We start from the raw sequence: 26,106 nt of genomic DNA, 5'->3' as shown, positions 1-26,106 counted from the left end.
GCCGGCATGGTCTTCGAGGGCTCGAGCGCCGCGATCTCCCATACGGGCAAGATCCGCTCCAACAACCAGGACTCCGGCTACTCCGGAGCCAACCTGTTCGTCGTCGCCGACGGCATGGGCGGTCACGCCGGCGGAGACGTCGCATCGAGCCTCGCGATCCAGCGCCTCGAACCGCTCGATCAGGCGTACGCCTCGACCGACGACGCACAGGCATCGCTGCAGGCGGCGGCGACGACCGCGGCGGGCGATCTCATTCGTGCCGCGAAGGACCGCCCCGAACTCGCGGGCCTGGGCACCACGGTCAGCGCGATCATCATGGTCGACGAGTACGCGGTCATCGGCCACATCGGCGACTCGCGCATCTACCTGTACCGCGACGACGCCCTGACGCAGATCACGGCCGACCACACCTTCGTGCAGCGGCTCGTCGACTCGGGCCGCATCACGCCCGAGGAGGCGCGCTACCACCCGCGTCGCTCGGTGCTCATGCGCGTACTCAGCGACATGGACTCCGACCCCGAGCTCGACATGTTCGTCATGCCGACGCAGCCGGGCGATCGCTGGCTGCTCTGCTCCGACGGCCTCTCGGGGGTCGTCGACGAGAACCGCATCCTCAAGGCGATGCGCCTGGGCCTCGCGCCGGGGCGCACGGCCGACAACCTCCTCAAGCAGGCCCTCGACGGCGGCGCCCCCGACAACGTCACGATCGTGATCGTCGACGTCGGCGGACAGCATCCGCTCTCCTCCGGAACGCCCACGATCGTCGGCGCGGCCTCGAACCCCTCGGGCATCATCGTGCCGCCCGTGCGCGCCCCGCGCGGCAACTGGCTGCACCCGGTGCGCCAGGCGGCCAACGATCCCACCCACTTCGAACCGGCCGCCGAGTACCTCGAAGAGCTCATCGAGGAGGATCGTCGGCGCGCGACCCGTCGCCGGGTCGGCTGGATCGCCGCGATGCTCCTGGTGCTCGCGATGCTCGGCTTCGCGGCGTTCGCGGCCTACAGCTGGACGCAGACCCGCTACTTCATCGGCGCCGACGACGACAGCGTGGTGATCTTCCAGGGCGTGCAGCAGAACATCGGCCCGATCACCCTGTCGACGCCTGTCGAAGACACCGACATCCTGCTCGCGAACCTGCCGGAGTACCAGCGCGCGTCGGTCGAGCGCACGATCACGGCCCGCTCGCTGTCGGATGCCATGGCCATCGTCGACCGTCTACGGGCGGGTGCCGATGCCAACGCGCTGCCGACCCCGCTCCCCACACCGACGCCGACTCCTTCCGAGACTCCCGCCGAGGACGGAGGTGACGGATGAGCACCGACGTCTCCGCCGACACCGCGGTCCTCAAGGCGCTCAAGCGCATCCGCACCCCGCAGAAGCAGCGCAACCGTGAGTTCTGGCTGCTCCTGTTCGCCGTGCTGATCGCGGGCTCCGCGCTCACTCTCGTGCAGCTCGGCGCCCTCGGCACCGTCGACCCCGTCATCCTCGCGATCGGCGGCGGCCTGGCCGTGCTCGCGTTCGCCCTGCACATCGTGCTGCGGGTCGTGGCGTCGGATGCCGATCCCTTCGTCGTCCCGATCGCGACCCTGCTCACGGGGCTCGGCATCGCGATGATCTACCGGATCGACATCGCCAAGTCGTTCACCGGGTGGGATGCCTATTCGACGAAGCAGCTCGCCTGGACCGGCATCTCGTTGGCGGGCGCGATCGCCGCGGTGATCCTGCTGCGCAACTACCGCGTTCTCTTCCGCTACACGTACATCTTCGGCTTCGCGGGCATCGTGTTCCTGCTGCTGCCGTTCGTGCCCGGCCTGCGCATCCCCGACGCGAATGCGGCCGTGTGGGTGTCGCTCGGCGGGGCGTTCGCCTTCCAGCCGGGTGAGATCGCGAAGATCTGCCTCGCGATCTTCTTCGCGGGCTACCTCGTGCGCACGCGCGAGAGCCTCACCTCGGTCGGCACGCGCTTCCTCGGCATGACCTGGCCGCGCATGCGCGAGCTCGGTCCGGTGCTGGTGGTGTGGCTGATCTCGCTCGGCATCATCGTGCTGCAGCGCGATCTCGGTACCGGAACCCTGATCTTCGGCATGTTCGTGGCGATGCTGTACGTCGCCACCGGCAAGACCAGCTGGGTCGTCATCGGCCTCGGGCTCGTGGCCGCGGGCGTCGCGCTCGCGACCCAGATCCTCAGCTACGTGCGCGGGCGCTTCATCAACTGGCTGTTCCTGTTCGACCCGAACCAGGTCGACCCCGAACGTGCCGGCTACCAGCCCATGCAGGGGCTCTTCGGTCTCGCGCACGGCGGGATGCTCGGAACCGGTTGGGGACAGGGCCGCCCCTGGGTCACTCCCCTGGCCCACAGCGACTACATCATCACCAGCCTCGGTGAGGAGATCGGCCTGATCGGCCTGTTCGCGATCCTCTGCCTGTACATGGTGTTCGTGAGCCGCGGGGTGCGCATCGGTCTCGCCGGTCAGGACGACTTCGGCAAGCTGCTCGCGATCGGGTTCTCGTTCACGATCGCGCTCCAGGTCTTCATCATGGTCGGCGGTGTCACCCGCCTCATCCCGCTGACGGGTCTGACCACGCCGTTCCTCGCCGCGGGCGGTTCGTCGCTCGTCGCCAACTGGCTCATCGTGGCACTGCTGCTGCGCATCTCCGACGGCGTACGCCGCCAACCGAGGGTGGTGATCGGATGACCCGTGAGTTGCGTCGCCTGAGCATCGTGATGCTCTTCATGTTCATCGCGCTGTTCGCCGCCACCAGCTGGATCCAGGTCGTCGACGCCGATGCGCTGGCCCAGAACGACAACAACCAGCGCACGCGCCTCGACAGCTACGAGATCCAGCGCGGCTCGATCATCATCGACGGCACGAACGTCGCCACCTCCGTGCCGTCCGACGATCGCTACCAGTTCCAGCGCGTGTATGCCGACGCCGGCATGTGGGCGCCCGTCACCGGATACTTCAACGCCGCCCTCGATTCCCGCACCGGCATCGAGCAGGCGATGAACGCCGATCTCTCGGGAACCGGATCGAGCGCGTTCTTCTCCGAGATCGAGCGCATCCTCTCCGGGCAGCCGCAGACCGGCTTCAGCGTCGAGCTCTCGCTCGATGCCGCGGCCCAGAAGGCTGCCTACGATGCGCTCGGCGGGCTGCAGGGCGCGGTCGTCGCGATCGAACCCAGCACGGGCCGCATCCTGGCGATGGTCTCGACGCCCGGTTTCGACACAAACCTGCTCGCCACGCACGATGCGGATGCCGCGAACGCGACATACGACCAGCTGGTGCAGGATCCGCTCAAGCCGCTCTCCAACCGCGCGATCGCCGGCGACCTCAACCCGCCGGGCTCGACGTTCAAGCTCGTCGTAGCGGCCGCGGCCTACGCGAGCGGCGACTTCACGCCCGACTCCACGCTCCCGAACCCCGCGTCGTACACGCTTCCCGGATCGAGCAACCGCGTCTCGAACGCATGGGGAGGCACCTGCGGCGGTGGCGAGACCGTCACGATCGCCGAGGCGATCCGCCTGAGCTGCAACATCCCCATGGCCGAGCTCGCGGTGAAGCTCGGAGACGACGCGATCCGTGAGATGGCGGAGAAGTTCGGCTACAACCAGAGCTTCGAGACCCCGCTCGAGTCGACCGCCTCGAGCTACCCGCGCGCGCTCGACGACGCGCAGACCGCTCTCTCCGGATTCGGACAGGGACAGGTCACGGCGACGCCGTTGCAGGTCGCGATGATCTCGGCCGGAATCGCGAACGACGGGCTCGTGATGAACCCGCGGATGGTCGACCAGGTGATCGGCAACGACCTCTCGGTCGTGCGTTCCTACGACGACACCGAGTTCGGCCGTGCGCTCGAGCCCGACATCGCCGACGAGGTGACGGATGCCATGGTCGCGAGCGTCTCAACGGGCGCTGCGCAGGGTGCAAGAATAGACGGGATCGACGTGGCCGGTAAGACCGGCACCGCTGAGAACGGAAACAAGCCGCACACGTTGTGGTTCACCGGCTTCGCGCCGGCGGACGACCCCGCTGTGGCGGTGGCAGTCGTCGTCGAAGACGGCGGAGGACAGGGTCAATCCGGATCCGGCGACACGATCGCCGCTCCGATTGCGAAGAAGGTCATAGAGGCGGTGCTGGGCAGATGAGACCGACGCAGGGTGTGTCGTTCGGTGGTCGTTACGAGCTGCAGTCGCGTATCGCGATCGGTGGCATGGGCGAGGTCTGGGAGGCGACGGATCACGTCATCGGACGTACCGTCGCGATCAAGATCCTCAAGGACGAGTACATGGGTGACCCCGGGTTCCTCGAGCGCTTCCGCGCCGAGGCCCGTCACGCCGCACTCGTCAACCATGAGGGCATCGCGAGCGTGTTCGACTACGGCGAGGAGAACGGCAGCGCCTATCTCGTCATGGAGCTCGTGCCCGGCGAGGCGCTGTCGACCGTGCTCGAGCGCGACGGCGCGCTGAGCGCCGACAAGACTCTCGACATCGTCGCCCAGACGGCATCCGCTCTGCAGGCCGCGCACGCGGCCGGTCTCGTGCACCGCGACATCAAGCCGGGAAACCTGCTGATCACGCCCGACGGCCGCGTCAAGATCACCGACTTCGGCATCGCGCGCATCGCCGACCAGGTGCCGCTCACGGCCACCGGTCAGGTCATGGGAACCGTGCAGTACCTGTCGCCCGAGCAGGCGTCGGGTCATCCGGCCTCCCCCGCGACCGACACCTACTCGCTCGGCATCGTGGCTTACGAATGCCTCGCAGGCAAGCGCCCCTTCACGGGCGAGTCGCAGGTCGCGATCGCGATGGCGCAGATCAACGAGCAGCCGCCGCCGCTGCCGCCGACCGTGCCGATCCCCGTGCAGAACCTCGTCATGGCGATGATCGCGAAGAAGCCGAGCGACCGTCCATCGTCGTCGGCCACCGTCGCACGCGCCGCCCAGGCACTGCGCCGCGGCGACCTGAACTCCGCGGCGATCGCCGTGCCCGCCATCGCGACGGGCGGCGTCGCCGACGACGCGACGCGCATCCTCACCGCGAGCGGCGACGACGGGGCGACCCGCGTGCTGCCGACCACGGCGCAGCTCCCCACCGGAGCCGGCGACGACGAGGCGACCGACGGCAAGAAGAAGAAGCGCAGCCCGTGGACGTGGCCGCTGGTCGCTCTGATCGCCCTGCTGGTGATCGTGCTCGGCGGAACCGTCTTCGCGCTCATGAACCAGGGCGACAGCGACGCCGACCCGACGCCGAGCGCGTCGACCTCGCGCACCCCCACTCCGTCGTCGACTCCCACTCCGACCGAAGCACCCGAGCCGGAACCGGTCGACGTCGATGCCCTGCAGTTGCCGGGCATGACGTGTGACGCGGCCATGCAGGTCGCGCGCGACGCTGGCCTGGTACCCCGATGCGCCGATGGCACGACCGTCGCCCCGTCCGCCGACCTCCAGGGTGCCGTGGAGCGCGTCGACCCGCGCGGTTCGATCGACGTCGGCTCCGAGATCACCCTGATTCTCTACGCGAACCAGGCCGAGGTCGGAGCTCCGACCAACGCGCCGACGTTCTCGGGCACTTTCGTCGAGGGCGGCGGGGCGACGATCAACTGGACGGCTTTCTCCTGCCCGAACGGCACGGGAACCCTCTCGTCGTACGAGGTCACCATCACGAACGCATCCTTCGCCGCTCCCGGCCAGCCGGCCGTGACCACGAAGAGCTTCGGACCCGGTGAATCGGGTGCGGCGATCTCGATCAACACCGGCACGGCCGGGCAGGTCGTGACCGGCACCTACAAGGCCTTCTGCGGCGATCGCGAGTCCGGTGTCTCCCCCCAGGGACAGTCGACCGCCATCCAGGGAGCGGCCGTCGACCCGGGCAACGGCGACGACGGCGGAGACGGCGGGACCGGCGGGAACTCAGGCAACTGAGGGTAGCCTTTACTCCACCACACATCACGTCCAGTTGTCCCAGGGGGGTCATCCGTGTCCACAGAGCCACGCGTTCTCGCGGGTAGGTACCGCGTCGACGAGCTCATCGGCCACGGCGGCATGGCGAAGGTCTACCGCGGGTACGACCTGACCCTCGGGCGCGAGGTCGCGATCAAGATCCTCGACCCCGACCTGGCGCGCGACACCGCGTTCCGCACCCGGTTCCGGCTCGAGGCGCAGGCGGCGTCGCGCATGTCGCACCCCTCGATCGTGCGCGTCTTCGACGCGGGCGACTCGGCGGCGGATGCCTCGTCCGACGACCCGCCCTACATCGTGATGGAGCTCGTCAAGGGCACGCTGCTCAAAGACATCATCGCGGCCGGCCCCGTGCCCATCGACGACACGATCCGCTACGTCGACGGCATCCTCGAGGCGCTGAACTACTCGCACCGTGCCGGCGTCGTGCACCGCGACATCAAGCCGGGCAACGTCATGGTCACGCCCGACGGCAAGGTCAAGGTGATGGACTTCGGCATCGCCCGTGCCGTTTCCGACTCCTCGTCGACGGTCGCCGAGACCACGCAAATCATCGGCACGGCCGCGTACTTCTCACCCGAGCAGGCCAAGGGCGAGCCCGTCGACGCCCGCGCCGACCTCTACTCCACCGGCGTGGTGCTCTACGAGCTGCTCACCGGTCGTCAGCCCTTCCGCGGCGAATCGCCCGTGGCGGTCGCCTACCAGCACGTCAGCGAGACCCCGGTGCCGCCGACCGAGCTCAACGAGGACTCCCCGGGTGCGCTCGATCCGATCGTGCTGCGCGCTCTCGCCAAGGACCCGTACCAGCGATACCCGGATGCCGCGCACTTCCGCTCGGCTCTCGACGCCGCGGTCGCGGGCGAGGCTCCGACGCGCAAGCAACTGGGCGCACTGACGAGCGAGCTCTACGGTGCCAACCCGCGCCAGGCGCAGGAGACGGCTCGATCGCTGCGCCAGCTCAGCACCGACACGACGATGGCGCGCACGCAGTCCGGCCCGCCCGTGGCGTGGATCTGGGCCGGTGTGGCCCTCCTCGCCGTGCTCATCGCCTCGGTGCTGTTCTGGGTGGTCACGATGCGTCCCCCCGAGGTGCCGCAGACCGCTCGCGTGGTGCCCGACCTGGTCGACGTCGCCTCCGACCGCGCCCAGGCCGATCTCGCCGAACTCGATCTCGAGGCGAAACTGGTGCTCGAGACGAGCTCCGACATCGCCGAGGGCAACGTCACGCGCACCGATCCGCAGGCCGGTGTCGCGGTCGCGAAGGGCGACCTCGTCACCATCTACGTCTCGACGGGTCAGGAGACGGTCACCGTCCCGGCCATCGAGGGAATGGCGCTCGATGCCGCCCGCCAGGCGCTGACGGATGCCGGACTCGAACTCGGCACGGTGATCCAGAGGAACGAACCCGAGATCGCGGGCGACACGGTCATCGAGTCGAGCCAGCCCGCCGACGCCGAGGTCGCTCCCGGAACCGTGGTCAACCTCGTCGTCGCGAGCGGCAAGGTCACGCTGCGCAACCTCAGCGGCTTCACGATCGAAGCCGCGACGGCCGAGCTCGAGGGTCTCAAGCTCATCGCGAGTCCGATCGACCAGGGGCAGTGCGCCGCGGGTGTCGCGCCGAACACGGTGATCTCGATGTCGGCAGCGCCCGGTGACGTGCCGGTCGGCTCGACGGTCGAGCTGCGCTTCTGCTCGACCGCCCCCGCCGGCTGACTCCGCCTGCTGACCCCGCTGGCTGACTCCGGGAGTCACACCAGGGGGTGGAGGCCCGCCGACCGCGCCACGGCATCCGTGTCACCGGCGAGGGCGAGCCAGTTCGCCAGCAGGCGATAGCCGCTCTCGGTGAGCACGCTCTCGGGGTGGAACTGCACGCCGACGATCGGCAGGTCGCGGTGCGCGATGCCCATGACGGTGCCCGACGCCGTGTGCGAGGTCACGCGCAGTGCCTCGGGCAGATCGGATGCCGCGACCCCGAGCGAGTGATACCGCCCGACGTCGAAGGGGGAGCGGATGCCGTCGAACAGCGCCGACCCGTCGTGCACGACCGCCGACACCATGCCGTGCATGAGCTCGGGCGCAGCGGTCACCGGAGCGCCGAAGGCCTCGCCGATGGCCTGGTGCCCGAGGCAGACGCCGAGCAGCGGCATCCGCCGTTCGGCCGCGAGTCGTACGGCATCCACCGACACTCCGGCGTCCGCCGGGGTGCCGGGGCCGGGGGAGAGGAGCAGGGCGTCGAACTCCGGAAGGAGCGCGTCGAGTTCGGCGGCGTCGACGGCGTCCGCCTCGATCATCGAGGTCTCGGCGCCGAGCTCGTGGAGGTAGCCGACCAGGGTGTGCACGAAGCTGTCGTGGTTGTCGACCACGAGCACCCGGATCATTCGAGGTCGACCTCGCCGGGGTTGATGATGGGGCTGATCCACGGGAAGACGTACCAGAAGAGCCCGTAGAGGATCGCGGCGACGACGACGAGCACGATGAGCAGGCGGATCCACCAGGGGCCGGGCAGCAGGCGCCAGATTGCGGCGTACATGTTTCTCCTCGCGCCTCTAGATGGACGGTGCGGCCGGGGGCGGCGGCGGGTCGGTCAGTGCCGGGGGCGGACCCTCGGCACGGGGCTGGAAGCTCTCGAACACCCCGTAGGCGACGATGCGCTCGGCCAGCGAGTACAGGGGAGAGCACGCGGTGAGGGTGATGTAGCGCTCACCGGTCGCGACCTCGGGCATCTGCGGCACGTCGGCGAGCACGTCGGTCTGCGTCGGCTTGACGTACTCGAGGGTGCGGAAGCGGTAGGTGAACCAACCGTCCTTCGTCTCGACGACGATCGCGTCGTTGATCTGGAGCTTGTCGAGCTGGTTGAACGGCTTGCCCCAGGTCGTGCGGTGCCCGGCCATCGCGAAGTTGCCGACCTCGCCGGGCATCTTCGAGTTGGTGTAGACGCCGATGCCGAGGTTGTCGAGCGTGCGGGCACGCGTCGTGCCGCCGTAGATGCCGTAGTTGTAGTCGGCACCGAAGCGCGGGATGTGCATCTGACCGAGCTGCTCGGTGTCGGCGGGTGCGGCGGGGATCACCGGCTCGTAGTACGTCGACCCGTCATCGCCCTCGACGAGTGGCGGAAGCTCGGGCGCGGGACCTGCGGCCCACTCGGCCGAGACGGCCGCGCCCTCTTCGTTCTTCTGGGCGGCGATGATGATGTCGCCGATCCACATCTGCCACGCGACGAACAGCAGAACGAGTACGCCGGCGGTGAGCAGGAGCTCCCCGAGAACGCTCGCGAACGTGGCGCGCGAACGTCGACGGGACCGTCGCGCGCGTCGCCCCCCAGGCACGACGGATGCAGTCATGGCGTGATCTTATCCCGTCACGCTGTGGGAGCGCCGCGATCGTCGAGGAGCGCCTGGGCATCCGCACTCGGGATCATCACTCGATTTCGGTACAATGCTGGAATGGCACGAGACCGAAAGACCGAAGAACCCGCTGTCGAGCGCGCCGAAGGCGACGCCGCTCCCAACGCCGTGTGGTTCAAGCCGGTGATGATCGGCTTCATGCTGCTGGGCCTCGCGTGGATCCTCGTGTTCTACATCTCGGGCCAGCAGTTCCCGATCCCGGGTCTCGGCAACTGGAACCTCGGCATCGGCCTGGGCATCGCGCTGATCGGTTTCCTCATGACCACGCGCTGGCGCTGACCTCAGCGTCCACGATTTCCGAAGGCCCCTCGCTCCAGCGAGGGGCCTTCGCCGTTCCGAGCGGGGCTGTATCCCCAGGAACTCACAAGCCGCCCACAGAGTTATCCACAGGTCTATCCACACCTGGGGAGAATTACACGGGTGTTATTCACAGCTGTTAACAGAGTTGTTAACAACCCCTCATCAAGCCCAACTCGCGATGTAGAGCGGCGGGACGAAGGCGACGATCACCAGCAGGGCGACGACGACCCCGACGAGAGCCGCGATCTGCAGTCTCCGCTGCGCGCGCTCCTTCGTCTTGATGAAGATGAAGGAGACGAGAGCGCCCACGAGCAGACCGCCGAGGTGCGCCTGCCAGGAGATCCCGCCGACGAAGAGCCCGTAGACGAAGTTGATCCCGAGGATCACGAGCAGGCCGGTGACGTTCGCCCCGATGTGGCGGCCGATGATGAGCAGCGCGGCCATCATGCCGAAGAGCGCTCCGGATGCGCCGACCACGGGAACCATCGGATTGCCGATGAGCGCGACCATCACGGACCCGCCGAGCCCGCTGATCAGATAGAGGGCGAGGTAGCGGGCACGCCCGAGCATGGCCTCGAGGTTCTGACCGATGAGCCAGAGCGCGAGCATGTTCAGCGCGAGATGGATGAAGCCGCCGTGCGCGAACACCGAGGTGAGGAGGCGCCAGGGTTCGAACGGGAATCCCCAGATCTGGGGATAGAGGTACGGCGTTGCGAACTGGAGGATGTTCTTGAGCTGCACCCCGACGTCGGGGATGAGCATCAGCAGCCCGATGAACGACGTGATCGCGAGGAGCGTGTACGTCACGACCGGGCGCCCGCTGCGGGTGATCGCCATGGCCGGTCCTCGGCCGCCGCTTCCCCAGCGGCGCTCGGCGCGCTTCTGTGCGGGGGTGCGGTTCTTGCGCTCGGCCTTCATGCACTCGGGGCAGATCACCCCGACCGCGGCGGGCGTCTGGCATTCGCCGCAGATCGTGCGCAGGCAGCGCTGGCAGAGCACGAAGCTCTGCCGATCCGGATGCCGGTAACAGAAGTTGTCGCGATTGCTCGCGAACTCAGGCGTCGTCATCCGGATCGGCGATCGCTGTCGTCAGGCCGCGACGATGTCGATCGACTGGAGCACGACGGGCTCGATCGGGCGGTCGCCGGCAGCGGTGGGAACCGAGCCGATCTTGTCGACGACGGCCTTCGAGGCGTCATCGGCGACCTCGCCGAAGATCGTGTGCTTGCCCTTGAGCCACGGGGTCGGGTCGGTGGTGATGAAGAACTGCGAGCCGTTCGTGCCCTCGACCTCGCCCGTGATGGCGTTGCGGCGCAGGCCGGCGTTCGCCATCGCGAGGATGTACGGCTGGTCGAAGTTGAGCTCGGCGTTGATCTCGTCGTTGAAGTTGTAGCCGGGACCGCCGACGCCCTGACCGAGCGGGTCGCCGCCCTGGATCATGAAGTTCGGGATGATGCGGTGGAAGATGACGTCCTTGTAGAGGGGACCCTCGCCCGGCTTACCGGTCGCGGGGTGCGTCCACTCCTGGGTGCCGTCGGCGAGGCCGACGAAGTTCTTTACCGTCTTCGGGGCCTGGTCGCCGAAGAGGTTGATGACGATGTCACCGTGGTTGGTGTGCAGGGTTGCGACATGGGAAGCGTGAGGCATACCTCTATTCTCGCAGAGCTTCCGGTGTGTTCGCCGGGTTCTCCTGCACATCTCGGGATAAGTCAAGGGGTGGGCGATTCCCTCCCCCCGTACAGACTTGTCTGGCAGGATGGGGAACCCGTACTCCACATCGACAGGAGAGCATCGTGAGCCTCAGCCGCAAGCGGAAGAAGCAACTGCGTCGTCTTCAGAAGGACGCGAACCAGCTCTGGGAGGCGCAGCAGGAGCTCGTCGGGCACGCTGCCGGCGTCGCCCGAGAGGCCAGCCACCAGCTCGGACACTCCTACCGGGAGCAGGTCGTGCCGGTCGTGCAGGACGCCTACAACCGTCGCGTCGCCCCCGTGGTCGACCGCGGCGTGAAGATCGGCAAGCACGTCGTCGACGACAAGGTCGTGCCGATCGTCGGAGGCGTCGTGGGCACGGCCCTCAGCGCGTGGGACGTCGCCAACAACAAGCGTCACGGCATCGTCGCCCCGGTCTCGAAGAAGATCAAGAAGGCCCAGAAGGCCCACCAGAAGAAGCAGCAGAAGAACTCGGGCCTCGGCTCGATCGTCGCGCTGATCCTCGGTGCCGCCGCGGCCGCCGCTGTGCTCTACGCCGCATGGACGGCTCTGCGTGCGGACGATGAGCTCTGGGTCGCCGACGACCCGCTCTCCGCGCCCGACGCGTGAGCGCCGAACACTCCACCGACCCGCATGCGCGGGTCACCGACGCCGCCGCCGCTCGCGGTCTCGACATCGAGATCCGCGAGCGGCCGGAGGCGCGGAGCCTCTTCGAGGCAGCCGAGCTCCTGGGGCTCGACCCGTCCGGCATCGTGAAGACCCTCGTGGTCAAGCGCGCCGACGACACCTACCTGTTCGCCCTGATCCCGGGTGGACGCTCGATCTCGTGGCCCAAGCTGCGCGCCGTCGTGGGCGTGAACAAGCTGCGGCTCCCCGAGGCCGACCTGGCACTCGCCGCGACCGGTTACGAGCGGGGCACCATCGTGCCGATCGGCAGCACGACCGACTGGCCCGTCTTCGCCGACGAGTCGATCGTCGGACAGCGCATCGCCATGGGAGCGGGAGCGCACGGATACAGCCTGTTCGTCGAGGCCGACGACCTCATCGCCGCCTACGGCGCCACCGTCGCCGACATCTCGGTTCCCGAGGAACCCCGGGCCTGAGCATCCGCTCGCTCGTCGCCCGGTGAGGCAGCTCGCGGTCAGAAGATCCCGGCCATGCGCAGCGAGATGTCGACGAGCTTGACCCGCTGAAGCTCCGCGACCGCCGAGCGCGTGAACCATCCCGCCATGTCGGTCGACCCGTCGGTCTCGTAGCGCAGCTTGCCGCCCGTCACGGTCGCCCGGTAGACGATGCGGAGAGTATGCAGAGGCTGATCGGCCTTGTGCACGCGCTGGCTCGCGGGGATGACCCGGGAGTGGATGCCGAGCAGCTCGCCGACCTTCACGGTGTACCCGGTCTCCTCGCGGAGCTCGCGGCGCACGGCGTCTTCGGGAGACTCCCCGGCCTCGAGACCTCCACCGGGCATCGTCCACGCGACGCGGCGGCCCTCGATCCAGCGCGCGAGGAGCAGGCGGTCGTCGTCGTCCGTGACGACCGCGTATGCCGCCACACGCAGGTCCATTCCCCCACACTAACCGGCGCTCACCGGGGGATCTCCGCGTATGACGGATGCCGCAGACGATCGATCACGAATCGAGAAGCCACGCGGCCCCCGGCATCCTTACGCTGAGATCACGCACCGATGAGAGGAGTCGTCATGGCCGACGACAAGAAGACCGACACGAAGAACTTCACCGCCGAAGAACGCGAAGCCATGCAGGCCGCCGCCCAGGAGGCCAAGGCGAAGCGCTCCCGCGCGAAGAAGACCCCCGAGGAGCAGCGCGCGGCAGGGGAGGCCGACCTGCAGGAGGCGATCGCCAAGCTGCCCGACGAGAACGACAAGAAGCTCGCCACCGCGCTGCACGAACTCGTCATGGAGGTCGCGCCCGACCTCATGCCCCGCACGTATTACGGCATGCCCGGGTGGGGGAAGGACGGCAAGGTGCTGTGCTTCTTCCAGCCCGCGAGCAAGTTCAAGGTGCGTTACGGCACGTTCGGCTTCGAGCCCATCTCGAACCTCGACGAGGGCACGATGTGGCCGACCGCCTATGCACTGCTCGAACTGACGGCGGCGAACCGCAGGCTTCTCACCGAGCGCATCCGTCTCGCCATCAGTTGAGGCCCGCGGCGGAGTAGCGTGGGCGGGGTGAGCACTCCGCCCTTCTCCTCCTCCGTGTACTCCGCCCGTCTCGAGCGGGCATCCGCTCTCGCCGCCGAGGCGGGGCTCGACGCCGTCATCGTCGGCCCCGGTCCCGACCTGCAGTACCTGGTCGGGGTCGAGGGAGACACGATCGAGCGGTTGACCGCTCTCGTGACCGGGCCCGGTGTCGCGCCGACCGTGGTCGTGCCCCGCATGGAACTCGCGAAGGTGCGCAGCACGGCGGTCGGCACGCTCGGCCTCGCGGTGTCGGACTGGGTCGACGGCGAGAACCCGTACGACCTGGTCGCGGGCGCCATCGGATCAGTGGCCGTCGGATCGGTGGCGCGGGTCGGGGTGTCGGATGCTCTGCCCGCCCTACACGTGATCCCGATCGGCGAGCGCCTGGGCGTGCGTCTCGAGCTCGCGACGCCCGTGCTGCGCGAGGGTCGCATGATCAAGGATGCCGCCGAGGTCGCCGAGCTGCGTCGGGCGGGCGACGCGATCGACGCCGTGCACCGCCGCGTGCCCGAGTGGCTGCGCGCCGGTCGCACCGAACGCGAGGTCGCCGCCGACATCGCCCGGGCCATCGTCGCCGAGGGTCACGAGACCGTCGAGTTCGTGATCGTCGGGTCGGGGCCGAACGGCGCGGACCCGCATCATGAGGTGTCGGATCGCGTGATCGAAGACGGCGACATCGTGGTCGTCGACATCGGGGGAGCGGTGCCCAGCGGCTACAACTCCGACAGCACGCGCACCTATGCGGTCGGCGCCCCCGATCCGGAGGCGGCCGAGCGCATCGCCGTACTCGTGCGCGCGCAGCAGGCCGCAGTGGACGCCGCACGGCCCGGTGTGACGGCATCCGAGGTCGACGCCGCCGCCCGGCAGGTGCTCGCGGATGCCGGGCTGGGCGAGGCCTTCCTGCACCGCACGGGTCACGGCATCGGCGTCTCCGTGCACGAGGAGCCCTACATCGCGCCCGGAAACGACCTGGTGCTGCGTGAGGGCATGGCCTTCAGCATCGAGCCGGGCATCTACTTCTCGGGGGAGTGGGGCGCCCGCATCGAGGACATCGTCGTGCTCACCGCCGACGGCTGCGAGCGCCTCAACACCTCCGAGCACTCCCTGCGCTCGGTCTGAGCGCTCGCTGCCCCGTGAGGGGTCACAACACGCCGCGAACGGATGCCGCGGCACGGCGTTTCTTGACCCCTCACCGCAGGAACTGGGTCCCTGAGCCTGTCGAAGGGCCTCACACGAGAGCTCAGACGACGAGTGGGTGCCAGTGGCGTTCGGTCAGCGTCGCGAGATCGACCCAGGTGCCGTCGATGATCGGGGCGTCCGGTGACGCCCACACGCCGAAGTGGGCGCGCGGAGTCGGCCAGGGGTAGTCGTCCACCGGACGCTCGACGACGTTGCGCACGGCACCGACGAACGTGAGATCGGCACCGAGACCCGCCACCTCCGCGGCGAGCGCGCGGACCGCGACCGATCCGTCGAGGTCGTTCGCAGCCGTCAGTCGCGTCGGGAGGTCGAGCTTTTCCGTCCCCGAGCGGGGTACGCAGAACACCTCGTCACCGCGGCGAAGGAGCAGCCTCACCATCGACATCGGGCTCGGCGGACCGTCCCGTCGCACGACTTCGGCCCGGCCACCCGGCGGGAGCCACGGGGCATCCGACGTCACGCGGACGAGGGTCTCGTGCTCGGCATCCATCCCGTGAGCGTACCGGGCGGTCACGTGGTGGGACGCTTCGACAGGCTCAGCGACCCAGCGGACGTGCCCTGACCCAGCGGGTGTGCCCTGACCCAGCGGACATGCCCTGACCCGTGAGGGGTCACAACACGCCGCGAGCGGATGCCGCGGCACGGCATGTCTTGACCCCTCACCGCAGGAACTGGGTCCCTGAGCCTGTCGAAGGGCCCGCCACGAGAAGGGCGAAGCCGCCCTCCCCCGGGGGCGGGGAGGGCGGCTTCTGTGGGGAGTGGAGCGGGGGTTAGGACTCCACGCGGCGCCGGCGCAGCACCAGCACGCCACCGGCGGCGAGCAGGAGCAGCAGCACCGCGATCGCGGCGATCGGGACGGTTCCGCCGGTTCCGGCGAGCCCGTCGCCGCCACCACCGCCACCGACCGGTGCGGCAGTGATCGTGAGAGCGCCTTCCGCGGTCAGACCGGAGTCTGCTCCGACGGCGATCAGCGTGTGGGCGCCGACCTCCGCGTTCGTCGGGATCGTCACCTGGAGTCGGAATGCTCCGGACTCGTCGGCGACGGCATCCGTCAGGTGGATCGGCTCGGAGTGCAGCGTCAGCGACACGACCTCACCCGAGGCGAACCCGCGACCGGTCACCTGGACCGTGCCACCCTGCTGCACGGTCGACGCTCCGATCACGAGCTCGGCCTCGAGCACCGGGGTGTCTCGCACGTCGATCGAGAGCGGCGCCGACTCCGAGGCACGGAACGCCGTGTCGTCGGACGGCACGAACCGGGCGATGTAGGTGTGCGCACCCGAGGTCGCGATGGTGACGTCGGCCGTGGCCGTGCCACCGGTGACCTCCGCCGAGCCGACGATCTCGTCGCCCTCGAAGAAGTCGACCTTGCCGGCGGCGCCCGCGGGCTTCACCGTCGCGATCAGCGGGATCGACTCGCCCGCGACCGGGTCGTCCGATCCGGCCGACAGCGAGACCGACGTGTTGCGCGGGGCGGCCGGGTCGACGGCCACCTGCACCGCTCCGCGAGCCTCGACCTTCGAGACGTCGCCGAGCGCCACCACCGGGTGCGCGCCGTCGATGGCATCGACCGGAACCGTGATCTCGGCACTGATCGCACCGTTCCCATCGGCCTTCACGACCACCGGGGTCTCCGAGTCGATGCGCACCGACACGTTCTCTCCGGCGGCGAAGCCCGAACCCGTGACGGTCACCCGGTCACCCGGGGCGACCGTGCCCTCGGGCACCTGGATCTCGGGGGCGTACTCGGGCTCGGGGTCGACGACCCCGATCTCGAGCTGCGCATCCGCCGACCGCACGCCGTCGTCGGCCGTGACCGTCACCGTGTAGGTGCCGGCGGTGGCGTAGGTGTGCGTTCCCGTGACCGCGCCGTCGGCGATCGTCACCTCGGCGACGGGAGTTCCGTCGCCCCAGTTGACGAGTGCCGACGTCTCGCCCTGGCCACCGGCGATCGTCGCGAGCGTCGCGTCGAACTCCTCGCCCGCGATCTGACCGTCGACCGTTCCGGCCGTGACGCTCAGGGGAGCTGCTGCCGTGCGGTCGCCGTCCGAGGCGAGAGCGAAGATGTGCACGCGTCCGTCGTTGAGCGAACCCGCCTCCTTCGGCATCGTGAGCGACTCGACCACCTTCGGCGCACCGTCTCCGTCGACCGCCAGCGGAATGCCGGCGGTGGCGTAGATGGCGGTGTTCTTGACCGAACCCTCGGGACCCGTGCCCGAGAGGCGGCCCTCCGAGATCGTCAGCACCGTGTTGCCCTTGTAGGGGTTGCCGGATGCGCCGACCCAGTCGCCCAGGCTGATCGTCACCTGCTGCGTCGTGCCATCGGTGAAGTGCAGCGTCGCGACCGAGTCGCGGTTGCTCTCGGTGGCGGTTCCGATGAACGCGATCTGCGTGGCACCGGTGCCGAGCGACACCTTGACCGTCTGACCCTCGCCCGTGATGTTGTCGGGCTGGCCGGCCGGGATCGCCGGCAGGTCGTAGGTCAGCGTCGTGTTCGGGACGGTCAGGGTCTGACCCTGCACGAAGCCGTCGGCGTTGATCTTGTCGCGGAAGTACCCGTGGCCCTGCGAGTCGCAGTTCGCGGCCGTGACGTTGAGGTCACCGATGCAGACGTTGTTGAAGGCGCCGACCAGCGTCTCGTCGCGGAACGCGGTCACCGTCGCCGTGGTCTGCGCCACCGCTCCGGCCGAGTCCCGCACCGTGATCGCTGCCGAGTACGTGCCCGGCTTCGTGAAGGTGTGCGGTGCGCTCACCTTCCAGCCACCCAGGTCGTCGCGCGTCAGCGTCACGTCGGTCACCGCGACACCGTCGCCGTAGTCGACCGTGACGGTGTAGCCGGAGGCATCCGTCTCGGTCCCGACGATGGTGGCGAGGGTTCCCGTGAACTCGGTGTCGACCGCGACCCGCTGCGGCGATCCGGCCGAGATGGCGAGACCGTCGGCGGCGGATGCCGAGGCGAACAGTTCGACCTCCGAGATCGCGAGCGTCGGGGCATCCGTCTTCAGCGTCAGCTTCACGCTCGTGAAGCCGTCCTGGTTCGCGGTCGTGAACGGTCGCGTCTGCGTGTCCCAGGTGAAGGACTGCGCTGTGCGGCTGTCGATCTCGGTCCAGGTGGTGCCGTCGACCGAGCCCTCGAGCGTCCAGCTCGACGGCGCGTTCGCCCTGTTCGCACTCGTGAGCGTGTACTGGCCGATCGAGACCGGACCGGACTGCGACGTCCAGACGAGTTCGGCGGTGTCGCCCGTGAACGCCACGTTGGAGCTCATGTTGTCGTCGACGAGCGACCCGACGGGGGTTCCGTCGGTGGCCGTCAGCACGCCGCGTCCGGCCTTCGTCGCGTCGACCAGGGTCGCGGGCACGTCGAGCTCCTCACCGAGGTCCTTCGCACCCCACGCCGAGGGCGTGTCGCTCATCGTGAAGTCGAGCGTTCCGTCTGCGCGGACGAGGTCTCCGTCGAAGGTGGTCTCGGTGATCGGGGTGCCGTTGATGCTGACGCCCGCCACGTAGTCCTTGCCCGCGGACGCGCCGGGGGCGTTGATGACGAGCTTCTTGCCGCCGATGTTCAGCGTCGCGCTGTCGAACAGCGGCGTACCGATCGTGTAGTCGCCGGAGCCGACCTCGAGCGGGTAGAAGCCGAGCGCCGAGAAGACGTACCAGGCCGAGAACTCGCCGTTGTCCTCATCGCCCGGGTAGCCCTGGCCGATGTCGTCGCCGATGAAGAGGCGGTCCTGGATGTCGCGGATCAGCTCCTGCGCACCCGAGGGGTCGCCCGCCTCGGCGAGCACGTAGGGGATGTGGTGCGCGATCTGGTTCGACATGCCGAGCATGCCCAGTCGCACGTCACGCGCCTCGCGCGCCTCGTGGATGCCGGAGTAATCGGCCTTCTCGCGCACGGTGAGGAAGTCGTGCATCACGTCGACCAGGCCCTGGCGTCCGCCGTAGAGCGCGGCCAGGCCGTCGACGTCGTGCGGCGCGTGGAAGCCGAAGGTCCAGGCGCTCGCCTCGGTGAAGGCACCGCCCCACGCCTTCTTGTCGAAGTCGGCGCCCGAGGTCCACGAGCCGTCGGCGTTGCGCGAGGTGAACGTGCCCGCCTCCGGGTTGAACATCTCGCCGTAGTGCTCCGCGCGCGCCTCGAAGTACGTCGCCTCCTCCTTCAGCTGCGCGACGCGGTCGGCGGGGGTGTTCGGGTCCTCCGACAGGGCCTTCGCCATCTCGGCGATACCGAAGTCGTTGATGTAGCCCTCGAGACCCCACGATGCGCTCTCGTGGGTGGTGGCCTCGGTGTAACCGAGGAAGATCGACTGTCCGAGCCCCTTGCGGCCGACGGCGTTGGATGCCGGCAGCACGGTCGCGTTCTTGACCGCGGCGTCATAGGCCTCGAGTGCCGTGTCGGTCGAGAGGGCGCCCGCGAGGTACGCCTCGGCGAACGCGACGTCGGAGCTCGTGCCGGTCATCAGGTCGGCGTAGCCGGGAGACGACCAACGCGCGATCCATCCGCTGTCGCGATACTGCTGCACGAAGCCGTCGACGAGCTCTTCGGTCACGTCGGGGTAGAGCATCGAGTACAGCGGCCAGGCGGTGCGGTACGTGTCCCAGAAGCCGTTGTTGACGTAGATCTTGCCGTCGACGATCTTGGCGTTGGTCTGGGTGTCGCTCGCCGAGCCGGTCGTGCCGGCCACGGGGCTCGCGTACTTGTAGACCGGGTCGGCCTCGGTGCCCGTGTTCTCGAACTGCGAGTTCGGGTACAGGTTGAGCCGGTACAGGCTCGAGTAGAGGGTGATGAGCTGGGTGTCGGTCGCACCCTGCACGTCGTCGACGACGGCGAGGCGCTCGTTCCAGGCATCCTTCACCGCGGCGTGGGCGTCGTCGAACGAGACGTCCTTCAGTTCGAAGTCGTGGTTCTTCTTCGCCTGGTCCTGCGAGATGAACGACGACGAGATGCGCAGCTCGACCGAGCGGTCACCGGTCGTGTCGAACGAGGCGAAGCGGGCCGTGCCGTTGCGGTCGCCGACGGTCGTGGGGCCGGCCGTCGCGGGTGCGCGGTCGAAGGTGCCGTAGACGAACATGCGGGTGCGTCCGGGCCAGCCGGAGCCGCCGTCGACCCAGCCGCTGACCGTGTCACCCGAGATCGAGAGCTTCGACGAGTTCACGAGCTGATCGATGAGGATCGAGCTCGCGTCGCCAGCGAACTCGAAGCGGTAGATCGCGCCGTGGTCGGTGGCGGTCACCTCGGTGCGGATGCCGTTGTCGAAGGTGACGTCGTAGATGTCGGGCCGCGCGATCTCGTTCTCGTGCGTGAACGTGAGCTTGCGGTCGTTCAGGTTCGAGGTCGGGTTGGCGTTCGCGGCGGGGAGCACGGCGAGCTGGTTGCGGTCGCCCATCCAGATGCTCGGCTGGTGCGAGAAGCCGATGCCGTTGAGCCCCGGCTTGTTCTGCGCATTGTTGGCGCGCTGGTACTGGTAGATCGTTCCGACGTTGTCGGCGTTCGTCATCGGGGTGATGAAGTTGAAGCCGTTGGGCCATGCCGTCGCGGGCAGGTTGTTGCCGCGGGAGAAGCCACCGGTCGAGTTCGTGCCACGGCGGGTGTCGACGTACGACACGAGTCCGTCGGAGTCATCGAGCGGAGTCGCGGCGTCGATCTCGACGTCGTCGAGCCAGCCGGTGAACGCGGTGGCCGCGGTCGGCGCCTCGATGTTCTTCACGTCCGCGCCCGGGTGGGAGTAGGTGAAGCGGATGTCTTCGACGGTGCGACCCTCGAAGGCTCCGAGGTCGACGGTGACCTTGTTCCACTGGTTGGGCCAGAGCCTATTCGAGCGGCCCTGCTCGGTGGCGGTGACGGGGTAACCGTACGAGTCGGTCACGCCGGGGGTCGCGGCGAGGGTGGTGCCGTCGTCGAAGGCGAGATCGACGGCCACGAAGGTGGCCGCGTAGGTCTGCTCACCGTCGAGCACGGGGAAGACGAGGTACGACAGCTGGCTGTCGCCGTCGACGGTCACATCGACGTTCTCGTAGAGGGTCGTGGTCGACGATGCGGCGCCGGCGTCGAGGTGGCGCCCGGAGTACTGCAGCGCCTTGGTGCCGGTGAAGCCGACGCCGGTTTTGGCGGTGTCGGACGCCGTGGGGCCGTTCCCGACGACGACACGCAGGTCGCTCGCGGTCGGGGCGCCGTCGCTCACCGCGATGGGCTCGAAGTCGGCGAGCTGGATGAGGTTGGTGGTGGGCGTGCGGTTCTCGGTGATGTCGAGACGGTAGTAGAGGAACGGCGCGCTCGGCGCCGCCAGTTCGAACGTGCGGGTCTGACCGCGCGCGGTGAACATCTCCCCGGTCCGCTCGTCGACCGGGGTCCAGTCGGTGCCGTTGTTCGAGCCCAGCACGCGGAAGTTCTTGGGGTCGCGCTCCTGCGCGTCGCCACCCGAGGTGAGCGTGTACTTCTGCAGCGGCTGTGCAGCGGTGAGCTGGTACTGCAGCCACCCCTTGTTGACGAAGGCGAGCCACTTGGTCGAGGCGTTGGCGTCGGCGGCGAACACGGCGGCTTCGTTCGGCGCGTTCTGCGCCGAGGCCGTGACACCGTTCGGCGCGATCCCGGGCAGCATGCTGCCGGGCGCGAAGCGGTCGCCGGTGATGTTGACGGCTTCACCGGTGCCCGCGAGTGCGGGCACGGCATCCGTCGATTCGAAGGACGACGAGAACGTCCCTCCTGCTGCAGCCGCCGCGGGGAGCGGCGTCAGCATGGCCAGGGTCACCGTCACGGCGGCGCCGGCGGCCGCCCAGATGCGACCTGCGGGTCGTGCGTTCCTCTTACGGGGAACAGTCATGGTTGCTCCTCAAACTCCACTGCGGTGTGTCGTTCGCCTGTCGCAGATACCGGGGGGCGGGCTGCGCGACGTTTATGACATCGCTGTCATAGATCGAGACACTAACACAGCGGATGCCGTGGGCGGAAGATGCATCCCCCATCGGATGACCCGTCATAATGAGCAGATCGCTCGAGGCGGTAGAGGAACAGATGACACCACACGAAGACGGGGCCGCACCCCGCCCCACGCTCGCGCAGGTCGCCGCACGCGCCGGCGTGAGCCTGAAGACGGCATCGCGTGCACTCGGAGGCGAGTCGTACGTCAGCGAGAAGACCCTCACGAGCGTGCTCGCCGCGGCCGCCGAGCTCGACTACCAGCGCAACGCCGCCGCGAGCCTCCTCGCCAGCGGTCGTCTCGCGGATTCGCTCGGACTCATCACCGGAGACTTCACCAACCCGTTCTACTCGGCTCTCGCCCAGGCCGTCGAAGACGAGATCCGCCCGCGCGGCATGCACCTGTCGGTGGCGAACTCCCGCGAGTCCGCCGAGCAGGAGAAGCGCGTCGCGCACGACCTCGCCGACCGGCAGACCAAGGCGGTCATCACGGTCTCGGCGATGACCGACCACGCAGACTACGCGACGCTGCAGGCCCGCGGCATCCCGGTCGTCTTCGTCGACCGCCCGGCCGAGAATCTCGCCGCCGACTCCGTCGTGTTCGACAACCGCGAGGGCGGGCGCCTCGTCGCCCAGCATCTGATCGATCGCGGACACCGGCGCATCGCGTTCATCGGCGACTACGCCTGGCTGCCCACCTACCGCGCCCGCCTCGCCGGCATGGGCGACGTGCTCGACGGCTCACCGGTCGCCTGGCGCGAGCTGCTGCGCACCGACGCGCACGACGTCGCGTCGTCACGGGAGTGCGTGCGCGAACTGCTCGCTCTCGACGAACCTCCGACCGCGATCGTCGCCGGCAACAACCGCGTGCTGCTCGGCGTCATGGAGGAGATCGCGACGACGGATGCCCCGCCCGCCGTGATCGGCTTCGACGACCCGGAGTGGGCGACGGTGCTCGGCATCAGCGTCGTGACCGGCGACGTCGAAGAGCTCGGGCGGTCGGCCGCACGCCTGGCGCTCGCCCGCCTCGGCGACCGCACCCGCGAACCCGAGAGCGTGGTGGTGCCGATGCGCCTGATCGAACGGACGTCGACCTCGCTGTGATTCCGTGAGGGGTCAAGACACGCCGCACTCCCGGGTCGGGTCGCGGCGTGTTCTGACCCCTCAACGTCGGGTTCAGACGAGCGCGGACGCCCGCCGGATCTCCTGCTCGCGCAGGGCGTTCTCGACCGCCTCGACGTCGCGCACCGCGCCTCGGTCGGCCGAGGTCGCCATGGCCGCGTAGGCGCGCAGCGCCAGGGAGACGGGGCGCTGACGCTCAACGGGGCGGTACCCACCGGTGTCCAGCAGGCGCGCGCGGCGCTGCTCGAGCTCGGCCTCGCTGACCTCGAGGGTCATGCCGCGGGTGGGGATGTCGATCGAGATGATGTCACCGTCCTCGACGAGCGCGATGACGCCGCCGGATGCCGCCTCGGGCGAGACGTGCCCGATCGACAGACCCGAGGTGCCGCCCGAGAAGCGGCCATCGGTGATCAGGGCGCACACCTTGCCCAGTCCGCGGCCCTTGAGGAACGACGTCGGGTGCAGCATCTCCTGCATGCCCGGGCCGCCCTTGGGACCCTCGTAACGGATGACGACCACGTCGCCCGGCTGGATCTTCTTGCCGAGGATCTTCGAGACCGCCTCCTCCTGCGACTCGCACACCACCGCCGGGCCCGAGAAGACCAGGATCGACGGGTCGACGCCCGCGGTCTTCACCACGGCGCCGTCGACGGCCAGGTTGCCCCGCAGCACGGCCAGACCGCCGTCGACCGAGTAGGCGTGGTCGACATCGCGGATGCATCCGTTCTCGCCGTCCTCGTCGAGAGCCGCCCAGCGCTCCGACTGCGAGAACGCGCTCGACGAGCGCACGCCACCGGGAGCCGCGAACCACAGATCCTTCGCGACGTCGGTCGCCTTTCCGCCACGGATGTCCCAGTCGTCGAGCCAGGCCGCGAACGACTCCGAATGGATGGTGCTCACGTCCTCCTTCAGCAGACCGCCCCGACGCAACTCGCCGAGCACGGCGGGGATGCCGCCCGCGCGGTGCACGTCCTCCATGTAGTACATGCGGCCGTAGGCCGGGTTCGGGGCGATCTTGGCGAGGCAGGGCACGCGACGCGAGATCGCATCGATCTCGTCGAGGCCGAAGTCGATCCCGGCCTCGTGGGCGGCGGCGAGCAGGTGCAGGATCGTGTTCGTCGATCCGCCCATCGCGATGTCGAGCGCCATCGCGTTCTCGAACGCGGCGAAGCTCGCGACCTCGCGCGGCAGCACCGAACGGTCGTCCTCGTCGTAGAAGCGACGGGTGATCTGCACGGCGACCTCGCCGGCCTTCTCGTACAGCGCGCGACGAGCGGTGTGGGTGGCGAGCACCGAACCGTTGCCCGGCAGGGCGAGGCCCAGCGCCTCGACGAGGCAGTTCATCGAGTTGGCGGTGAACATGCCCGAGCACGATCCGCAGGTCGGGCAGGCGTTCTCCTCGATGCGCTGGATGTCGGCATCCGACACCGTGTCGTTCGCCGCCTCGGAGATCGCGTCGACCAGGTCGAGAGTGCGCACCGATCCGTCGACCAGCGTCGCGCGACCGGCCTCCATCGGACCGCCCGACACGAACACCGTCGGGATGTTCAGACGCAGCGCGGCCATGAGCATGCCGGGGGTGATCTTGTCGCAGTTCGAGATGCACACGAGCGCGTCGGCCTGATGCGCGTTGACCATGTACTCGACCGAGTCGGCGATCAGGTCGCGCGAGGGCAGCGAGTAGAGCATGCCGCCGTGACCCATGGCGATGCCATCGTCGACGGCGATCGTGTTGAACTCGCGGGGGATGCCGCCCGCCGCCGAGATCGCGTCGGAGACGATGCGTCCGACCGGCTGCAGGTGCGTGTGGCCGGGCACGAACTCGGTGAAGCTGTTCGCCACGGCGATCATCGGCTTGCCGAAGTCGGCGGCGTTGACACCCGCGGCGCGGAAGAGGGCGCGGGCTCCGGCGGCGTTGCGGCCATGCGTGACGGTGCGGGAACGAAGAGGGGTGGGCATGGTTCCACTTTCGCGGGACGGGACGGATGCCGGAAGACGGCGCTGACACTAGTAGTGAGAGCACTAGGTTTGTTCTGTGGCCGTGGACGAGGAGCAGCGCAGAGAACTGGGCGCATTCCTCCGTGCCCGGCGCGAGCAGCTCGACCGCGGCGCCTACGGACTCCCTCCCGCGGGACGCGGGCGCACCGTCGGTCTGCGCCGCGAGGAGATCTCGTACCTCTCGGGTGTCAGCGTCACCTGGTACACCTGGCTCGAGCAGGGGCGCGACATCAATCCCTCGCGGCAGGTGCTGGATGCCGTCGCCACGGCGCTGCACCTGACCGTGGCCGAGCACGACTACGCGCTGCGCCTGGCCGGCTTCGCACCCGCACGACCCGGCACGGGTGAGGCTGTCGAGACCGCACCGGCCCACGTTCAGCGGTTCCTCGATGCACTGGAGGAGCACCCGGCCTACGCGCTCGCGCCCGACTGGGGCGTCGCCGGGTGGAACGCCGCTTACGAGGCGCTCTATCCGAACGTCGCCACCACCCCGCCCGAGAAGCGCAACCTGCTCTGGCTGATCTTCACCGACCCCGCCGTGCGCGACCTGCTCGACGACTGGGACGACACCAGCCGCCGCTTCCTCGCCGAGTTCCGCGCCGAGGCAGGGCCGCGACTCGGTGACCCGCGCTATCGCGACCTCGTCGGGCGGCTGATGGAGGCGAGCCCGGAGTTCCGCGAACGCTGGGAGAGCCACGACGTGCGGGGGTTCGAATCGCGCGAACGCGTGTTCCGGCATCCGTCACTGGGCAGGCTCGTGTTCGAGCATCACCAGCTGCGGCCGTCCGACCAGACCGACATCCAGCTGGTCGTCTACACCCCGGCGGATGCCGCCGCCCGCGCGAGGTTCTTCCGCCGGAGGGACTGAGTTCCTATCGGTGAGGAGTCAAGACACGCCGTGCCCAGCCTCACGCTCGGGGCGTGTCTTGACCCCTCACGATCAGGAGTCGATCCGCTTGCCCAGCAACCCGTGCTTCTCCTCGATCTCGACCTGCTCGTAGAGGCCGGCGTAGTTCTCGCGGTGGTCGGGGTCGTCGGTGAGGTTCTCGCGGAGGTGCATCTCCCACACCACGTTCTCGAAATCCGTCTCGAGCATCTCCTCCACGCGGCGGTGCAATTCGTCGAAGACCTCGGGCGGGGCGAGGAATCCGATCGAGAGCTCGGCCAGCTCGAAGGTGCTCGCGTCGGTCAGGTCGCTGTTCTCGGTCATGCGCGCCAGGTTAGTCGCGGTACCTGCGTGTCGTCCTCGCGAGGGGTCAGAACACGCCGTGCCCAAGCGGAAGATGACGGCGTGTCTTGACCCCT

Annotated in this window: 22 protein-coding genes; 12 read left to right on the top strand and 10 right to left on the bottom strand. The window is 68.8% G+C overall.

Annotated elements, in window-relative coordinates:
* Positions 1-6: 6 nt before the first annotated feature.
* The 5 genes from ACTJKK_RS10320 to pknB are packed head-to-tail and all read left to right on the top strand — an operon-like array spanning position 7 to position 7,671.
* Complete coding sequence (locus ACTJKK_RS10320) at positions 7-1,314, top strand: PP2C family protein-serine/threonine phosphatase (RefSeq protein WP_247633389.1); 1,308 nt, start codon at positions 7-9, stop codon at positions 1,312-1,314.
* Complete coding sequence (locus ACTJKK_RS10315; RefSeq protein WP_247624022.1) at positions 1,311-2,696, top strand: FtsW/RodA/SpoVE family cell cycle protein; 1,386 nt, start codon at positions 1,311-1,313, stop codon at positions 2,694-2,696. Before ACTJKK_RS10320 ends, ACTJKK_RS10315 begins: the two co-directional genes overlap by 4 nt.
* Positions 2,693-4,147 (top strand): penicillin-binding transpeptidase domain-containing protein, encoded by a 1,455-nt coding sequence (locus ACTJKK_RS10310; RefSeq protein ID WP_247633391.1) that lies wholly within the window; start codon positions 2,693-2,695, stop codon positions 4,145-4,147. The genes ACTJKK_RS10315 and ACTJKK_RS10310 overlap by 4 nt, the downstream gene beginning before the upstream one ends.
* Positions 4,144-5,922 (top strand): protein kinase domain-containing protein, encoded by a 1,779-nt coding sequence (locus tag ACTJKK_RS10305; RefSeq protein ID WP_440747912.1) that lies wholly within the window; start codon positions 4,144-4,146, stop codon positions 5,920-5,922. The genes ACTJKK_RS10310 and ACTJKK_RS10305 overlap by 4 nt, the downstream gene beginning before the upstream one ends.
* Before the next feature lie 54 nt (positions 5,923-5,976).
* Complete coding sequence (gene pknB / locus ACTJKK_RS10300) at positions 5,977-7,671, top strand: Stk1 family PASTA domain-containing Ser/Thr kinase (protein ID WP_440747911.1); 1,695 nt, start codon at positions 5,977-5,979, stop codon at positions 7,669-7,671.
* Between the two features lie 35 nt (positions 7,672-7,706).
* Here the strand turns inward: pknB and ACTJKK_RS10295 are convergent, their stop codons facing one another.
* From ACTJKK_RS10295 to ACTJKK_RS10285, 3 genes are read right to left on the bottom strand one after another with little or no spacing between them, the layout of a single operon-like run.
* Entirely contained in the window at positions 7,707-8,336 is a 630-nt protein-coding gene (locus ACTJKK_RS10295; RefSeq protein WP_440747910.1) for an anthranilate synthase component II, read from the bottom strand.
* Positions 8,333-8,488, bottom strand: a complete 156-nt coding sequence (locus tag ACTJKK_RS10290; protein ID WP_247633394.1) for a hypothetical protein — start codon at positions 8,486-8,488, stop codon at positions 8,333-8,335. The genes ACTJKK_RS10295 and ACTJKK_RS10290 overlap by 4 nt, the downstream gene beginning before the upstream one ends.
* A 16-nt stretch (positions 8,489-8,504) precedes the next feature.
* Positions 8,505-9,299, bottom strand: coding sequence for a class E sortase (locus tag ACTJKK_RS10285; RefSeq protein WP_440747909.1), 795 nt, complete (start codon positions 9,297-9,299; stop codon positions 8,505-8,507).
* A gap of 102 nt (positions 9,300-9,401) precedes the next feature.
* Here ACTJKK_RS10285 and ACTJKK_RS10280 point away from each other — a divergent pair, with 102 nt between their 5' ends.
* Positions 9,402-9,641, top strand: a complete 240-nt coding sequence (locus ACTJKK_RS10280) for a cell division protein CrgA (protein ID WP_247624028.1) — start codon at positions 9,402-9,404, stop codon at positions 9,639-9,641.
* A gap of 183 nt (positions 9,642-9,824) precedes the next feature.
* Here the strand turns inward: ACTJKK_RS10280 and ACTJKK_RS10275 are convergent, their stop codons facing one another.
* Positions 9,825-10,730, bottom strand: a complete 906-nt coding sequence (locus ACTJKK_RS10275; RefSeq protein WP_440747908.1) for a rhomboid family intramembrane serine protease — start codon at positions 10,728-10,730, stop codon at positions 9,825-9,827.
* Between the two features lie 21 nt (positions 10,731-10,751).
* Positions 10,752-11,309: a peptidylprolyl isomerase gene (locus ACTJKK_RS10270; RefSeq protein WP_247633396.1), complete on the bottom strand. Its 558-nt coding sequence runs from the start codon at positions 11,307-11,309 to the stop codon at positions 10,752-10,754.
* 146 nt (positions 11,310-11,455) lie between these two features.
* Here ACTJKK_RS10270 and ACTJKK_RS10265 point away from each other — a divergent pair, with 146 nt between their 5' ends.
* Both ACTJKK_RS10265 and ACTJKK_RS10260 read left to right on the top strand, forming a co-directional pair.
* Complete coding sequence (locus tag ACTJKK_RS10265) at positions 11,456-11,980, top strand: DNA helicase (protein ID WP_247957276.1); 525 nt, start codon at positions 11,456-11,458, stop codon at positions 11,978-11,980.
* 65 nt (positions 11,981-12,045) lie between these two features.
* Positions 12,046-12,474 carry an aminoacyl-tRNA deacylase gene (locus tag ACTJKK_RS10260; RefSeq protein ID WP_336641871.1) on the top strand — a complete coding sequence of 143 codons (429 nt, stop codon included), beginning with the start codon at positions 12,046-12,048 and terminating at the stop codon, positions 12,472-12,474.
* 38 nt (positions 12,475-12,512) lie between these two features.
* Here ACTJKK_RS10260 and ACTJKK_RS10255 read toward each other — a convergent pair whose 3' ends face one another.
* A complete protein-coding gene (locus tag ACTJKK_RS10255; RefSeq protein WP_247624032.1) occupies positions 12,513-12,935 on the bottom strand; it encodes an NUDIX hydrolase in 423 nt (140 codons plus the stop codon).
* Between the two features lie 135 nt (positions 12,936-13,070).
* On the opposite strand from ACTJKK_RS10255, the gene ACTJKK_RS10250 reads away from it, so the two are divergent.
* Together ACTJKK_RS10250 and ACTJKK_RS10245 are read left to right on the top strand one after the other, a co-directional pair.
* Entirely contained in the window at positions 13,071-13,532 is a 462-nt protein-coding gene (locus ACTJKK_RS10250; protein ID WP_440747907.1) for a hypothetical protein, read from the top strand.
* 27 nt (positions 13,533-13,559) lie between these two features.
* Positions 13,560-14,690 (top strand): M24 family metallopeptidase, encoded by a 1,131-nt coding sequence (locus tag ACTJKK_RS10245; RefSeq protein ID WP_440747906.1) that lies wholly within the window; start codon positions 13,560-13,562, stop codon positions 14,688-14,690.
* A gap of 121 nt (positions 14,691-14,811) precedes the next feature.
* On the opposite strand, the gene ACTJKK_RS10240 is transcribed toward ACTJKK_RS10245, so the two are convergent.
* Together ACTJKK_RS10240 and ACTJKK_RS10235 are read right to left on the bottom strand one after the other, a co-directional pair.
* The gene (locus ACTJKK_RS10240) at positions 14,812-15,261 is read right to left on the bottom strand and encodes an NUDIX hydrolase (RefSeq protein WP_440747905.1); all 450 of its coding nucleotides are present in this window, start codon (positions 15,259-15,261) and stop codon (positions 14,812-14,814) included.
* A 280-nt stretch (positions 15,262-15,541) separates the two neighbouring features.
* Positions 15,542-21,586 carry a GH92 family glycosyl hydrolase gene (locus ACTJKK_RS10235; RefSeq protein WP_440747904.1) on the bottom strand — a complete coding sequence of 2,015 codons (6,045 nt, stop codon included), beginning with the start codon at positions 21,584-21,586 and terminating at the stop codon, positions 15,542-15,544.
* Positions 21,587-21,777: 191 nt separating this feature from the next.
* Here ACTJKK_RS10235 and ACTJKK_RS10230 point away from each other — a divergent pair, with 191 nt between their 5' ends.
* On the top strand, positions 21,778-22,785 hold the full coding sequence (locus ACTJKK_RS10230) for a LacI family DNA-binding transcriptional regulator (protein ID WP_440747903.1): 1,008 nt from the start codon (positions 21,778-21,780) through the stop codon (positions 22,783-22,785).
* A gap of 72 nt (positions 22,786-22,857) precedes the next feature.
* Here ACTJKK_RS10230 and ilvD read toward each other — a convergent pair whose 3' ends face one another.
* Positions 22,858-24,762: a dihydroxy-acid dehydratase gene (gene ilvD, locus ACTJKK_RS10225; RefSeq protein WP_440747902.1), complete on the bottom strand. Its 1,905-nt coding sequence runs from the start codon at positions 24,760-24,762 to the stop codon at positions 22,858-22,860.
* An 82-nt stretch (positions 24,763-24,844) separates the two neighbouring features.
* Between ilvD and ACTJKK_RS10220 the strand changes: the two genes are divergently transcribed.
* Positions 24,845-25,669, top strand: a complete 825-nt coding sequence (locus ACTJKK_RS10220; protein ID WP_440748134.1) for a helix-turn-helix transcriptional regulator — start codon at positions 24,845-24,847, stop codon at positions 25,667-25,669.
* 72 nt (positions 25,670-25,741) lie between these two features.
* Here ACTJKK_RS10220 and ACTJKK_RS10215 read toward each other — a convergent pair whose 3' ends face one another.
* Entirely contained in the window at positions 25,742-26,011 is a 270-nt protein-coding gene (locus ACTJKK_RS10215; RefSeq protein ID WP_440747901.1) for a hypothetical protein, read from the bottom strand.
* Positions 26,012-26,106: the final 95 nt, after the last annotated feature.

This window comes from Microbacterium sp. 22179 (assembly GCF_052045715.1).
GTDB lineage: Bacteria > Actinomycetota > Actinomycetes > Actinomycetales > Microbacteriaceae > Microbacterium > Microbacterium galbinum.
Note: the sequence above shows the minus strand (reverse complement) of the source record. Positions and strands in the feature narration are given on the sequence as shown.